The following is a 12,946-nucleotide window of genomic DNA, read 5'->3' on the forward strand; positions in this document are numbered from 1 at the left end:
CCTGATAGAAAATTATCAGGCGCGTTTTATTTTATGATCATATTTTTTAAAAAGTAGCAGCCGGAGCTGTATCATTGTTCAGTTTTTTCTGGATTTCGGTTTTCTTTCCTTTAGAGAAATCATAACTTAAGCCTAATACAAACATAGATTTATTGTTCATAATCTGGGTATGAATTTTATAATCTACCAAACTTTCAGGTAAGCTTTTCGTTTTATACTCTGACGGCATTCCCATCCAGTACATTCCTGTGGAGAACGTCCAGTTTTTATGTTTATAGCTTACAAAAATGTTATTCTGATTTTCATTGGTATTGAGAAACGCTCCGCTGAGGCTATAGGTAGGAATATTAAACTGATATTGCAGAGAAAAAGCTTTATACTCTGAAGACAGCACAAAATAATTTCCCAGGAAATCATTTTTAATCAGTGCTCCGGTACTTGTTTTTACCATTTCGGAAGTAGGTGTGATTACAGCTTTTACAACAAGTAAATTATTTCCGAAAGGTTTATAAGATCCTGTAAGCTGTATTCCGTATCGCTGCCCGCTTTTTCCATTTTCATAGGTTAAAGCATATCCACCCAATTCATCCAAAACATAATACTGATTGATTATCCTATCCGTATACCTGTAAAATAACGCAGCATTAAAGTCAAAATATTTATTATTAAAAGAATACGTCAAATTATTGGAGAATACCTGTTGAGATTTCAGAAAGGGATTTCCGCGTTGTACAATATTGGGAACCAATTGTACAATATTACTGCTCAAAGCATTACTCCACGGGCTTACCGGGCTGTAACTTCCTGTAAAACGAAGATTCTGATTATTTTTAAGCTGATATCCAAGAATAACTTTGGGTGTGAAGGTCCATTCATCAAAAACATTTTCTGCACTTTTATTATGAATATTGGTAAGCCCTGCCCCTACCCTATAACTGAACTGATCTACCTTTCCGGAGAATTCCGTATAAAAATACTGTTCCAGATAATTTACATTGTACTGAGAGTATCCTGCAAGATTATTCAGATCATTTGAAATAGAAGACCTTGAGATACGATAGCCTGACGAAAGTTTTCCAGCTTTAAAATCATGAACATGAACCAATTCTCCTACAAAACTTGTTTGTGTTGCCTTTAACATCATATCATTATCATATACAGAAAGTCCTGAAGCTGTAATCCATTCTTTCGCTGTTTCGGAAGTATTGGTTGTGTAATGAGAACCGACAAGATTGATACTCAATTCATCTTTTTCACTAATCTTTTTGGAATAATACAGATCCAGTTTAGGAATCACATAATCTGATCCGTTATTTTTAAACATTGAATGCTCTTCACCCAAGTTATCCTGTGTAAAAATACTTTGCCCGACACCTTTTGAAAACCTGCTGAAAATATCCATATTCAATTTTGCCTGAAAAGCATAATCATCCGGAACCATTCTCGTATATCGTAAAGCAATATTCTGAAAAGTATATCCAAAGTGGTCTTTTCTGTTTTCATCCGAACGGTAATGGCTTCCGTTCAGTTGATAATCATAGATACTGTTTACCCTTCTGTCGTTATAATCTCTCAGACTCAAAGAATATTCAAGACCAAAATTATTTTTTCCTTTGGTATAATTGGCATAAGCTGAGCCGTTAATAAATCCAGTATTCAAAGCTGAAAAGACTTCTGCACCAAAAACATATCCTGTTTCTGTAGATCTTGTAAGAATATTAACCACTGTATCTGCTCTCGTTGCCCATCTTGCCGGCGGAATATCATAATACTCCACTTTTACCACTTCACCGGGAGTCACACTTCTGATCTGTAAATCCGTTGCTTCTACTCCATTGATAAGAAACAATATTGTTCCGCCTTTTGTACTGGTAATGGTATTTCCCACCAGGTCCAGTTGCAATTCGGGAAGAGTTTGCAGTAAATCTTTTGCATATCGCGCCCGTTCTAAGGCTTCTTTATCAAAAGTGTATACCGCTTTATCAGCAAATTGTTTTTTTCGTTGCGTCTTTACAATCACTTCCTGAATTTCTTTAGTATCTGAGACCTCTACTGTATCATTCTTGCCTTCTTGTGCCAACATAAAAGTTCCACAAAGGATGAACATGGTATATATAGTTTTTTTCATATCAGAAATAGAATTATACTTTTATGACAATCAATTCCTGAAATCCATTACATTGAATTTTATTTTAATCGTAAAAGCATTTTATCATTAAGAATAAAAACATTTTCTTGACTATCTAAATTATTATGTTAAATTCAGCCCGTTTTTTGCTGTTAATTTTTTACACCTCAAAATATAAGATTATGAAAAAAATAATCCTATTCATTCCCTGTCTATTATTTTCAACATTAGGAGCACAGGAGAATCAGGAAGTTTCGTCTGAAAAGATGAATATTATCAAGACGAATGTTACCGCTTACGCATTCAGGAATATCAACTTGTCTTATGAACGCGCCATTAATCAATGGTTTTCTGTAAACATTGGTTTCGGGACCATGCCGGAAGGAAAAGTTCCTTTTATCAATGCTTTTCTAAAAGATAAAGATGAAAAAAGATTTGAAAATCTAAGAGTAAAAGCTACCAATTTCACGATTGAACCCAGGTTTTATATCGGAAAAGGTTATGGAAAAGGGTTTTATTTTGCTCCTTACTACCGATATTCAGACGTTTCTTCCAATACGTTTGATTTCTACTATGATTATAACGGACCCAATGGAGTTACTTATCAGATCCCGCTTAAAGGTCAAGGAAACACCAGTGGAAACAGTGGCGGGCTGATGGTAGGTGTGCAGTTTTTTCTTACCCGAAGTCAAAATCTTGTGCTGGATTTCTGGATTGCAGGTGCTCACTACGGAAGCGGCAAAGGTGATTTTACAATGACCTCTGATTATGTTCTTACTCCGGATATGCAGTCTCAATTAAAAAAGGAAATCGAAAATCTGGATATTCCGTTTGTAAAATATACCGTGGAAACCAATGCCAATGGAGCTAAAATAAAAGTGGATGGTCCCTGGGCTGGTTTCAGAAGTGGGCTTTCTTTAGGATATAGATTTTAAAATAGTTTTGATTGAGCGTTGCTGTTCATTATTTTTTATGCAATAAATCTTAAGCTTGATCGTCAATTCTGAAAATTTGTATCTTCAGCACCGCAATATATTAAAACTATGAACTCATCTTCCATCACCACAGGTCAAAGAATCAAAGCCATTGTGGGCGGGTCTATCGGAAATCTTGTAGAATGGTACGACTGGTATGCTTATGCTGCATTTGCAATCTATTTTTCCAATTCATTTTTTCCGGATTCGGATCTGAATGCTCAATTGATGAATACTGCCGGAATATTTGCCGTCGGATTTCTCATGCGTCCCATCGGAGGATGGATGTTTGGAAGTATTGCTGATAAAATTGGAAGAAAAAGAGCAATGACACTTTCTGTTTTACTGATGTCTTTCGGTTCATTGCTTATTGCTTTAACTCCCACTTACAAATCTATCGGAATACTTGCTCCACTGATACTACTTCTGGCTAGGCTTCTTCAAGGATTAAGTGTGGGTGGAGAATATGGTGTATCCGCTACTTACCTCAGCGAAATGGCAACGCAAGACAGAAGAGGATTTTATTCCAGTTTTCAATATGTAACGCTAATTGGCGGGCAACTTATCGCTCTTGGAATCCAGCTTATTTTACAGAAATTATTATTGACAGAAGCTCAGCTGGAAGATTGGGGATGGAGAATTCCTTTTGTAATCGGAGCCCTACTTTCCGTTATTGCTTTATATTTGAGAGCTAATCTTCATGAAACAGAAGCTTTTGAAAACAAAAAGAAGGTTGATGAAAAGAAAAAAGGAACGGTAAAAGAACTTTTAAAACATCCTAAAGCTTTACTTACGGTAGTCGGATTAACATTAGGTGGTACATTGGCTTTTTATACCTACACAACATACATGCAGAAATTCCTCGTCAATACGGTTCATCTTACCAAAGAGGAATCTACCTTGATCTCATTTATCACTTTATTCATTTTTGCGTGTCTTCAACCTGTATTTGGAGGATTGTCCGATAGAATTGGGAGACGTCCGCTTCTTCTTGGATTCGGTATTCTTGGAACATTGTGTACAGTTCCGCTTCTTACTGCACTTAGCACTACAACTTCCATGTGGGGTGCGTTTTTACTGATCATGGCTGCTCTTATCATTGTTAGTGGCTACACCTCTATCAACGCAGTAGTAAAGGCTGAACTTTTCCCTTCTGAGATCAGAGCACTTGGTGTAGGTTTACCCTACGCTATTACAGTAGCTGTTTTTGGAGGAACGGCAGAATATATTGCACTTTGGTTTAAAAAGATCGGATCAGAAGAATACTTCTATTGGTATATCACCGGCTGTATATTATTTTCTCTTGTAGTGTATATGGGAATGAAGGATACTAAAAAGACTTCAACACTGGATAAGGATTAAAATCTAAAATATTTAGTTCAAACAAATATGCGCCACAGGTTCTCTGTGGCGCATATTATATTTTTAATGATAAGCTTGTTTAAATTTTTCTATCATACTGTCCAGATTATGACGCTGAACATACACGCTCTTTACCTCTTCATACCTTGGAGATTTATAGAAAACTTCATGAAAATCCATACTTCCGTTTCCTACTTTTACCACTCTCTGTACTTCGATATTCAACTTTTTCAATTCGTCTTTAAAGACTTTAAATTCATCTTGGATATTATTGCTCATTTATATTTTTGGATTTAATTAAAAAAATATTATTTACACCAGACACCCTTCTGATATCAGGGGTACCATCTAAAATTTTGATTAAAGTTAATAAATTTATCAATATCAGCATAACACTTTAATATCATTTTGTTGATTTTTTTACAAATACTAAGTTTATTTTAAAATATCTATACACATTCCGTATTTTTAACCTTATCAAAATTTCTAAAACGACTATGAATATGAGTGATTATTGCTTTAATTAAAAATATTTTTGTTGCCGTTTTACCTTTACTGGAAAGCATTTGAAGGAAGAGAGACATTTTTTTTGAAAAAAAATTCAAGTAAAGTGTAACATTTTAAAAAGGTTCGTCTCTAAAAGACAAATAAACCTTAAAACTTTAGAAATCATGAAAAAATTTACATTCCTTCTTATCATCATGTTATTTTTTGCTGCTATATGCAATATATTCGGACAAACAAAAACTTATCCTTTTGAAGTCAAAAAGACAGGAAAAGGAAAACAATCTTTAATTTTTATTCCCGGTTTTGCTTCTTCAGGAGATGTATGGAATGAAACAGCGGCAAAATTTGAAAAGGATTTCACATGCTACACCTTGACTATGGCAGGATTTGCCGGTACAAAGCCAGAAGCTGAGCCAAGCTTTAAAGAATGGGAAAAAGGAATTGCTGCTTATATTAAAGATCATAAAATTGAAAAACCAATTATCATCGGGCATAGTATGGGTGGAGGTTTTGCCCTTGCGATTGCAGCAGATTATCCTGAGTTGGTAGGTAAAGTTGTTATTGTAGACACATTGCCTTGTCTGGCGGCAATTTCTGACCCTAATTTTACAGCGAAAGAAAACAATGACTGTTCTTCTATTATCAGTAAGTTTACAGCGATGTCTGATGATCAGTTTCATCAGATGCAGACTCAATCGATTCCAAGACTTTTAGCAGAAACTTCCATGCAAAATACCGTTATTGACTGGAGCATGAAATCAGACCGAAAGACATTTGCTAAAATGTATTGTGATTTTTCCAATACTGACCTTAGAGAAAAGATTAAAAACATACAGTGTCCGTCTCTTATTCTTTTAGAATCTTACTTTGCATTCATGAAACCTGCTATTGAAACACAGTATAAAAACCTTAAGAATGCCGATCTTCAATATTCTACCAAAGGACTTCATTTCATTATGTATGATGACAAAGATTGGTATTTTAATCAGTTGAATAAATTCTTATTTGCGAAATAATGGTGTTTGAGGATATATATGAGCATTACTGGCAGAAGATATTCCGTTTGTGCATGGGATATGTTAATGATTCAGAAATGGCTCAGGATCTTGCTCAGGAAACCTTTATCATCGTCTGGCAACAGCTTCCAAAATTCAGGAATGAATCAAGCATCGGGACCTGGATCTTCAGAATTGCATCAAACAATTGTCTCCGGCAGATTGAAAAAGAAAAAAGGTTTTCAAAAACTGATTTACCCATCAATCTTGAAGAAAAGAAACAGGAATCTATGGAACCTCAGATCCAAATGCTTTATCAGCTGATCTCCGAATTGCCTGAAACAGACAGAATTATTATCTCCCTGGAACTGGAAGAAGTGAAACAGGCTGAAATTGCACAGATTGTAGGACTCTCGGAGGCAAATATCAGAGTGAAAATTCACAGGATAAAAGAAAAATTAACACAAAAATTTAAGCAAAATGGATACTAATATAGATTTCAAAAATATATGGAAACAACAGACTTCCAACAAGCCAGACTTAAAAGAACTTTTGGGAAAGCTTAAGAAATTCAAGAATGAAAATCTACGTAAGATCATCATTATGAATACTTTACTCATCGCTACATCTTTAGGAATTGCTTTTATCTGGTATCGTTATCAACCGCAATTAATCACTACCAAAGCAGGCATTATACTCGTTATTTTAGCAATGGTTATCTTTCTTTTCGCATATAATAAAATGTTTATGATGTTTTATAAAATTGATGATACACAATCCAATAGCGAGTATCTACAGAGTTTATATGTGGTAAAGAATAAGCAGAAATTCATGCAGACTACAATGCTTAATACTTATTTTATCATGCTGTTCCTCGGGATTAGTTTCTATATGTATGAATATACTACACTCATGACGCTTACTTCAGCTGTCATTGCTTATGCTGCTACCTTTTCATGGATTGCTCTCAATTGGTTTTATGTAAGACCGAAGACCATAAAAAAACAAGAAGCAAAAATTGATGGATTAATTAATAAATTTGAAGAAATAAACAAACAATTAAAGGATTTATGAATTCTTCTGAAAATAAAAACCACTGGGAAACAGTATACGAAACCAAAACTCCTGATCAGGTAAGCTGGACGCAAAAAAAGCCTGTTACCTCACTTGAATTCATCTACTCTTCCGGATTGGGGAAAGATGCAAAAATCATTGATGTAGGTGGTGGAGACAGTAACTTAGTAGATTTTCTTCTTGCGGAAGGTTATGAAAATATTACCGTTTTGGATATTTCATCTAAAGCACTGGAAAGAGCCCAGAAAAGATTAGGGGAATCTGCTCATAAAGTAAAATGGATTGCTACAGACATTACAACATTTCAACCCACGGAAACTTATGATATCTGGCATGACAGGGCGGCATTTCATTTTCTTACAACTCATGAACAGGTTTCCAGATATGTCGATATTGCAACAAAATATGTCACTGGATTTATGATTCTGGGAACTTTTTCTAAAAACGGACCGACAAAATGTAGTGGATTGGAAATTACACAATATAACGAAGCATCTTTAAGTGAAAAATTCAAATCCGGTTTTGAAAAAATAAAATGTATCACTGAAGATCATACAACACCTTTTGATACTATTCAAAATTTTGTATTCTGCAATTTTAAAAAGGTTTAGTGAATTATTGCACTTTTTATTTATCTTTAAAAAACAAAAAACATTAAATAAAAAGCAATGAAAAAACTATTATTCCTCTGTATAGCAGGGACTTTATCTATGTCCTTGTATTCACAAACAGGAGAATTTCAATTATGTGGAACTGATGAATTAATGCAAAAACATTACGCCAGATTCCCGGAACAAAAAGCTAATGAAGATGCGTTCAATCTGGAATTGTCTCAGATGATCAAAAGCGGAAAACTGGCTTCAAAACTAAACAGAAATGCAGTGTATGAAATTCCTATCGTAGTACACGTTGTAGGAGACGGAAGTCCGATAGGAACTGCTTATAACAAATCTGATGCTGATATTATTGCCTGGGTTAATTATACCAATGGTGTTTTTGCAGGAAATTCTTCCAGCGGAATGGCATCCACAAGCTCTGTTTTACCTATAAAGTTTGTTTTTGCAAAAATAAATCCAAATTGCAACCCTACTAGCGGAATCAACCGAATTGATGCATCCAATCTCCCTAAATACGTAAATGGTGGCGTGAATAACGATAATACCACCAATGCAGTAACCGCTGCAGAAATCACTGCAATGGGACAATGGGATACTGGTAAATATTACAATATTTATGTTGTTAAAAAACTTACATCTAATTCAGGAGCTTTAAATGGTTTCGCCTATTATCCTGAAAGCAGCCTCGATTATGCTTTCATGTCATCAAGTGCTTCAGCTGTAAATGCACAGACCTTAGCCCATGAATTTGGTCATGCATTAGGGCTCAAACATACCCATGACGGGTATAATGCAACTACAGGAGCTTGCCCTACCAATAACGATTGTACGCTGGATGGTGACCTTGTTTGTGATACAGAACCAATGAAGAGCCTTTATCATCCTACAGTACCTTCTACCTGTCAAACCGGGCAAATTAATCCATGTACTAACCAAACCTATGCAGGAGGAGAAAGAAATATCATGGCTTACACATACTGCTTTAGAAATTTATTCACACAGGGACAAGCAGACAGAGCCACTGCACAGCTTCTCCGTTACAGACAATCGTTGATAGATTCTCCTGTTGCTTCTACAACCGCTATTGACAATAATGCTTCACTTACTACAGCATGTGTACCTACATCTATAACAAATCCAGGAAATTATAGTATTGGTATTACGTCTGTAAAGTTTGCAAACATCAATAACTACTCTACCAATTATACCTCTGCAGCCAATAATTTCTACGAAAACTTTACAGGAACCTATTGCTTAGGAATTACAAAAACCACCCTTCCACAAAATACAGCAACAACACTTACGGTTGCCCCTGGAACATATAATGCCCACACGATAAAAGCATACATAGATTACAATAATAACGGACAGTTTGATGAATCTACAGAATTAATTCTTAATCAAAGTGGAATAAACTACGGCTCATTTGCTACAGCTTCTGTAACACCTCCAGCAAATGCTGTAACCAACACTCCTTTAAGAATGAGAATCATTGGAGATCTTAATGGTACTAGTATTACAGGATGTTATACTCCTAGATATGGGCAAGTAGAAGACTATACAGTAATTATTGAACCTCAGGCTTCATTATCGGTACAAAACAATATGAAGGCAAATGATTCATTCATTGTGAAAGATGGAAGCTCAGTATATGTAAAAAGTGATGCAAAAATTTCTACTTTACATATTTATGATGCTTCAGGAAGATTACTTACTTATAAAACAAATGTAAACACATCAGAATTAAAAGTTCCGGTAAATCAAACCAATACAATCATAACAGTTGCAGTTGTTTTAAAGGATGGAAAAACCATTACTCAGAAAATAAAATTCTAACACTTTGTAAATAAAAAAGAGAGCGGTTGCTCTCTTTTTTAGTATTAATTTAACTTCTTTAATATTTTTTCATCAGACCTATAAATTAACAACCCATGAAAAACTACAAATTATTCCTTTTCATTGCATTTTTTTTCTCAGTATTTATTTCTGCCCAGAAAACAAATGAAATTGTTGTTCTTACTCAGCAAAAAGGAAAGAAACATGAAATAAAAGAAGAAAATATTCCTCACTTTATTCAATTTGGACTTCTTTCAAAAAGCCACGAAGAATTCAAGAAAAAATACCAGACAGGTGTAGTATATCAAAACTGCGTAATAAGCCCTGAAATATCAAAACAAGCTTCGGAAAATAATCTTGCGATTGCCAAAATTTTAACGGAAAAATATGGTAATGCCTGGAAAAATGATCTTGGATTTATTCCTTATGGATTATGATTTTTTCTCTTCTTCCAATTCCACCTCCACCTCATGACGCAATTGAGCTTTGTAAAGGGTAGAATAATATCCGTTCTTATCTAAAAGATCAAGATGTTTTCCTTCTTCCACAATCTTACCGTGCTCCATCACAATAATCTTATCTGCTTTTTCAATGGTGGAAAGTCTGTGGGCAATAATGATTGATGTTCTGTTTTTGGTAATTTTTTCTGTTGCTCTCTGAATCAGTTTTTCACTTTCATGATCGATAGAAGAAGTTGCCTCATCCAGAATCAATATTTTCGGATCTGATAAATAGGCTCTCAAGAAAGACAATAATTGTCTCTGACCTAAAGAGATCGATGATCCTCTTTCGCTTACCACATAATCATATCCTCCCGGAAGCTGCTCAATAAACTGATCTACCTCAATTTCCTTAGCACCTGCTTTTATTTTTTCTAAAGTAATTGTGTCATCTCCAAAAGAAAGATTTTCAAAAATGCTTCCATGGAAAAGAAATACATCCTGCAATACCACTCCGATATGACTTCTCAGATTATAAAGTTCATAATCCTTTAAATTCACATCATCGATAAGAATATTCCCGGAATTGATATCATAAAGCCTCGTGATCAAACTGATAATAGTAGATTTCCCGGCACCTGTAGCACCTACAATAGCTACAGTTTCTCCAGGATTTACTTTAAAATCAATCCCTTTAAGTACTTCCTGTTTTTCATCATAGGCAAAATGTACTTTCTGGAATTCTATTTTACCGGCAAAGTGATCTTTTTTCACTATGCCTGTATTCGGCATCGAAATTTCCTCATCCATTAATCCCAACACTCTTTCCGCTCCTACAATACCTCTTTGGATGTTATTGAAACGGTCTGCAATCTGTCTTAAAGGACGAATTAACATTGAAATATATTGAATAAAGGCAATCACAACCCCTGCGCTGATCGTAATATATCCACCATAAAACAGGATAAACCCGATAAATAATGATGAAATAAGTTCTACAACAGGGAAAAACAATGAAAAGATAAAAACAGTTCTCAATAAAGCTCCTTTCAAGGTAATATTGATATCATCAAACTTCTTGAATTCCGATTCCTGTCTGTTAAAAACCTGAATAATAGACATTCCCGCCAATCTTTCCTGTACAAACGAGTTTTGGTTAGCCGTCCAGTTTCTTTCATCTCCAAAAGCTTTTTTAAGTCTCTTCTGGAAAAATCTGGTGATCACTACCATTAAAGGTAAAATTGCCAGCGTAATATAACTCAGGTGAACATTTGTACTGAACATCATTACCAAAACAAAGACAATTCTCAGAATATCCCCAAAAACCATCAGGAAACCGTCTGTATAAACGGTTGCAATAGTTTCCACATCTCCTACGGCACGGGTTACCAATTGCCCGATCGGAGTTTTATCAAAAAATGATGTTTTAAAATAGATCAGTTTAGAATACAATCTCTCCCTGATATCTCTGATTACATTTTGAGAGATAAAGTTTGAAAAATAAACTAAAAAGAAGTTAAGAACGGTTTCTGCAAACACTAATCCCACCAAAATATAGATATGTTTCATCATCAAAGCTTTATCCTGTAGCTTGGTGATGTCATTATCCACTACTTCCATGGTAAGATATGGTCTGTAAGTAGAAACTATTGAAAGTATTACGGAAATTATTAAGGTAAGGATGAACCATGAACGAAATTTCATTCCAATAAAGAACAGCCTTTTTACAATTCCCCAGGTATCTTGTTTTTTCATTATTCGAATTGAAGAAAAGAATTAAAATTCTATGCAAAAATAATACTTTATAAATTCTCAGCCTTTACAACTTTTGCAAATCATCATAGAAAATTCCAGATACCTATCATTTACAGAATGAATATCTTTCGTCTGTGAAAAGGTTCTATTATTTAATCCTCTGAAATTTCTCCGATCTTTTGTATATCAATAGAAGGCTTATAAAGTTTCTCTCTCTTAAATTTTCTGGCAAGCACCTCATAAACAGCCCAAACTGCAACAAGGGAAATCAACCAGCTGACAATATTTACCGCGGAAAACCCTGTATAATTTACATTATCCAAAGATTCAGGATTAGTAGAAGCCAAATAAAACCCATAAGAAAGTCCTAAAATAACCTGAGTTCCTAAATATACACCTATGGCAAGAAGCCCGAAATGCCACTTTACCTTTCCAAATCTCTCAGCTAATTGTGCATAATACCGGTAAGCACCGATAAGAATAATAATTGATAACATGATTAAATAGTTTTTTAGTTTTTATTAGAATTCGTAACCTACATCCACAAGATACAATCCGTGGGCAGGTGCAGAAGTTCCGGCAGCATTGCGGTTTTTGTCTTCAATGACTTTACGCATATCTTCCGGTTTCAGTTTTCCGGTACCGATCTCTACCATTGTTCCTACAATAGCACGAACCATATTTCTCAGAAAACGGTTGGCAGAAACAGTGAATTTTAGTTCAGCCCCATTCTGTTCCCATTCTGCTTTATACATTTTACAGATATTGGTCTTATTGTCGGTTTTTAATTTTGCAAAACTTGTAAAATCCTCATATTCAAATAAGATTTTACATGCCTCGTTCATTTTATCAATATCGATCGGTCTTTTCCAGTGTTGCCATGCAGATTCCTGGGTAAATGGATTTTTTGACAAAGAAATATAATATTCATACGTTCTATAAGTTGCATCAAAGCGTGCATGAAAATCATCTTTCACCTTAAAAATCCTTTCGATGGAAATATCCGGAGGCAGAAAACTGTTCAGTCTGCGTGGAAGCTCATCACTAAGCTCCTTTTCAGTATCGAAATGGGCAAATATTTTCTTGGCATGAACCCCGGTATCCGTTCTTCCGGCACCGGTAGTTTTAATTTCTTCTCTTAAAATCGTGGAAAGCGCTTTTTCCAGTTCTTCCTGCACAGAAATCGCATCCGGCTGTATCTGGTAGCCGAAATAATTCTTTCCGTTGTAAGAAAATTCAATAAAGTATCTCAAAGTAT

13 protein-coding genes are annotated in these 12,946 nt (G+C 34.9%); 8 read left to right on the forward strand and 5 right to left on the reverse strand.

What is annotated here, in order from left to right; translation table 11 throughout:
* Positions 1-46 precede the first annotated feature (46 nt).
* Positions 47-2,128, reverse strand: coding sequence for a TonB-dependent receptor domain-containing protein (locus tag BW983_RS08465; RefSeq protein WP_076551556.1), 2,082 nt, complete (start codon positions 2,126-2,128; stop codon positions 47-49).
* Between the two features lie 182 nt (positions 2,129-2,310).
* On the opposite strand from BW983_RS08465, the gene BW983_RS08470 reads away from it, so the two are divergent.
* Both BW983_RS08470 and BW983_RS08475 read left to right on the forward strand, forming a co-directional pair.
* Positions 2,311-3,063, forward strand: a complete 753-nt coding sequence (locus BW983_RS08470; RefSeq protein ID WP_228408988.1) for a DUF3575 domain-containing protein — start codon at positions 2,311-2,313, stop codon at positions 3,061-3,063.
* A gap of 108 nt (positions 3,064-3,171) precedes the next feature.
* A complete protein-coding gene (locus tag BW983_RS08475; protein WP_065395222.1) occupies positions 3,172-4,464 on the forward strand; it encodes an MFS transporter in 1,293 nt (430 codons plus the stop codon).
* 63 nt (positions 4,465-4,527) lie between these two features.
* Here BW983_RS08475 and BW983_RS08480 read toward each other — a convergent pair whose 3' ends face one another.
* Entirely contained in the window at positions 4,528-4,743 is a 216-nt protein-coding gene (locus BW983_RS08480; RefSeq protein WP_065395223.1) for a hypothetical protein, read from the reverse strand.
* Between the two features lie 392 nt (positions 4,744-5,135).
* Between BW983_RS08480 and BW983_RS08485 the strand changes: the two genes are divergently transcribed.
* The 6 genes from BW983_RS08485 (at position 5,136) to BW983_RS08510 (ending at position 9,930) form a co-directional block, all read left to right on the forward strand.
* Complete coding sequence (locus BW983_RS08485; RefSeq protein ID WP_076551558.1) at positions 5,136-5,987, forward strand: alpha/beta fold hydrolase; 852 nt, start codon at positions 5,136-5,138, stop codon at positions 5,985-5,987.
* Entirely contained in the window at positions 5,987-6,457 is a 471-nt protein-coding gene (locus BW983_RS08490; RefSeq protein WP_076551559.1) for an RNA polymerase sigma factor, read from the forward strand. Before BW983_RS08485 ends, BW983_RS08490 begins: the two co-directional genes overlap by 1 nt.
* Positions 6,447-7,040 (forward strand): hypothetical protein, encoded by a 594-nt coding sequence (locus tag BW983_RS08495; protein WP_076551560.1) that lies wholly within the window; start codon positions 6,447-6,449, stop codon positions 7,038-7,040. Before BW983_RS08490 ends, BW983_RS08495 begins: the two co-directional genes overlap by 11 nt.
* Entirely contained in the window at positions 7,037-7,651 is a 615-nt protein-coding gene (locus BW983_RS08500) for a class I SAM-dependent methyltransferase (protein ID WP_076551561.1), read from the forward strand. The genes BW983_RS08495 and BW983_RS08500 overlap by 4 nt, the downstream gene beginning before the upstream one ends.
* A 57-nt stretch (positions 7,652-7,708) precedes the next feature.
* Positions 7,709-9,493, forward strand: a complete 1,785-nt coding sequence (locus BW983_RS08505) for a M43 family zinc metalloprotease (RefSeq protein WP_084184386.1) — start codon at positions 7,709-7,711, stop codon at positions 9,491-9,493.
* A 95-nt stretch (positions 9,494-9,588) separates the two neighbouring features.
* Complete coding sequence (locus BW983_RS08510; RefSeq protein ID WP_076551563.1) at positions 9,589-9,930, forward strand: FEKKY domain-containing protein; 342 nt, start codon at positions 9,589-9,591, stop codon at positions 9,928-9,930.
* On the opposite strand, the gene BW983_RS08515 is transcribed toward BW983_RS08510, so the two are convergent.
* The 3 genes from BW983_RS08515 to truA form a co-directional block, all read right to left on the reverse strand.
* Positions 9,925-11,688: an ABC transporter ATP-binding protein gene (locus BW983_RS08515; RefSeq protein WP_076551564.1), complete on the reverse strand. Its 1,764-nt coding sequence runs from the start codon at positions 11,686-11,688 to the stop codon at positions 9,925-9,927. The genes BW983_RS08510 and BW983_RS08515 overlap by 6 nt on opposite strands.
* Positions 11,689-11,840: 152 nt before the next feature.
* Positions 11,841-12,185, reverse strand: coding sequence for a hypothetical protein (locus tag BW983_RS08520; protein WP_076551565.1), 345 nt, complete (start codon positions 12,183-12,185; stop codon positions 11,841-11,843).
* Positions 12,186-12,209: 24 nt separating this feature from the next.
* Positions 12,210-12,941, reverse strand: coding sequence for a tRNA pseudouridine(38-40) synthase TruA (truA, locus tag BW983_RS08525; protein ID WP_076551774.1), 732 nt, complete (start codon positions 12,939-12,941; stop codon positions 12,210-12,212).
* Positions 12,942-12,946: the final 5 nt, after the last annotated feature.

The sequence above is a fragment of the Chryseobacterium ureilyticum genome (genome assembly GCF_900156735.1).
Taxonomy (GTDB): domain Bacteria; phylum Bacteroidota; class Bacteroidia; order Flavobacteriales; family Weeksellaceae; genus Chryseobacterium; species Chryseobacterium ureilyticum.

What these genes read in the sequence shown, in the direction of transcription:
- BW983_RS08465 (WP_076551556.1), bottom strand. Translation starts at nt 2,128, where the DNA reads ATGAAAAAAACTATATATACCATGTTCATCCTTTGTGGAACTTTTATG.
- BW983_RS08470 (WP_228408988.1), top strand. Translation starts at nt 2,311, where the DNA reads ATGAAAAAAATAATCCTATTCATTCCCTGTCTATTATTTTCAACATTA.
- BW983_RS08475 (WP_065395222.1), top strand. Translation starts at nt 3,172, where the DNA reads ATGAACTCATCTTCCATCACCACAGGTCAAAGAATCAAAGCCATTGTG.
- BW983_RS08480 (WP_065395223.1), bottom strand. Translation starts at nt 4,743, where the DNA reads ATGAGCAATAATATCCAAGATGAATTTAAAGTCTTTAAAGACGAATTG.
- BW983_RS08485 (WP_076551558.1), top strand. Translation starts at nt 5,136, where the DNA reads ATGAAAAAATTTACATTCCTTCTTATCATCATGTTATTTTTTGCTGCT.
- BW983_RS08490 (WP_076551559.1), top strand. Translation starts at nt 5,987, where the DNA reads ATGGTGTTTGAGGATATATATGAGCATTACTGGCAGAAGATATTCCGT.
- BW983_RS08495 (WP_076551560.1), top strand. Translation starts at nt 6,447, where the DNA reads ATGGATACTAATATAGATTTCAAAAATATATGGAAACAACAGACTTCC.
- BW983_RS08500 (WP_076551561.1), top strand. Translation starts at nt 7,037, where the DNA reads ATGAATTCTTCTGAAAATAAAAACCACTGGGAAACAGTATACGAAACC.
- BW983_RS08505 (WP_084184386.1), top strand. Translation starts at nt 7,709, where the DNA reads ATGAAAAAACTATTATTCCTCTGTATAGCAGGGACTTTATCTATGTCC.
- BW983_RS08510 (WP_076551563.1), top strand. Translation starts at nt 9,589, where the DNA reads ATGAAAAACTACAAATTATTCCTTTTCATTGCATTTTTTTTCTCAGTA.
- BW983_RS08515 (WP_076551564.1), bottom strand. Translation starts at nt 11,688, where the DNA reads ATGAAAAAACAAGATACCTGGGGAATTGTAAAAAGGCTGTTCTTTATT.
- BW983_RS08520 (WP_076551565.1), bottom strand. Translation starts at nt 12,185, where the DNA reads ATGTTATCAATTATTATTCTTATCGGTGCTTACCGGTATTATGCACAA.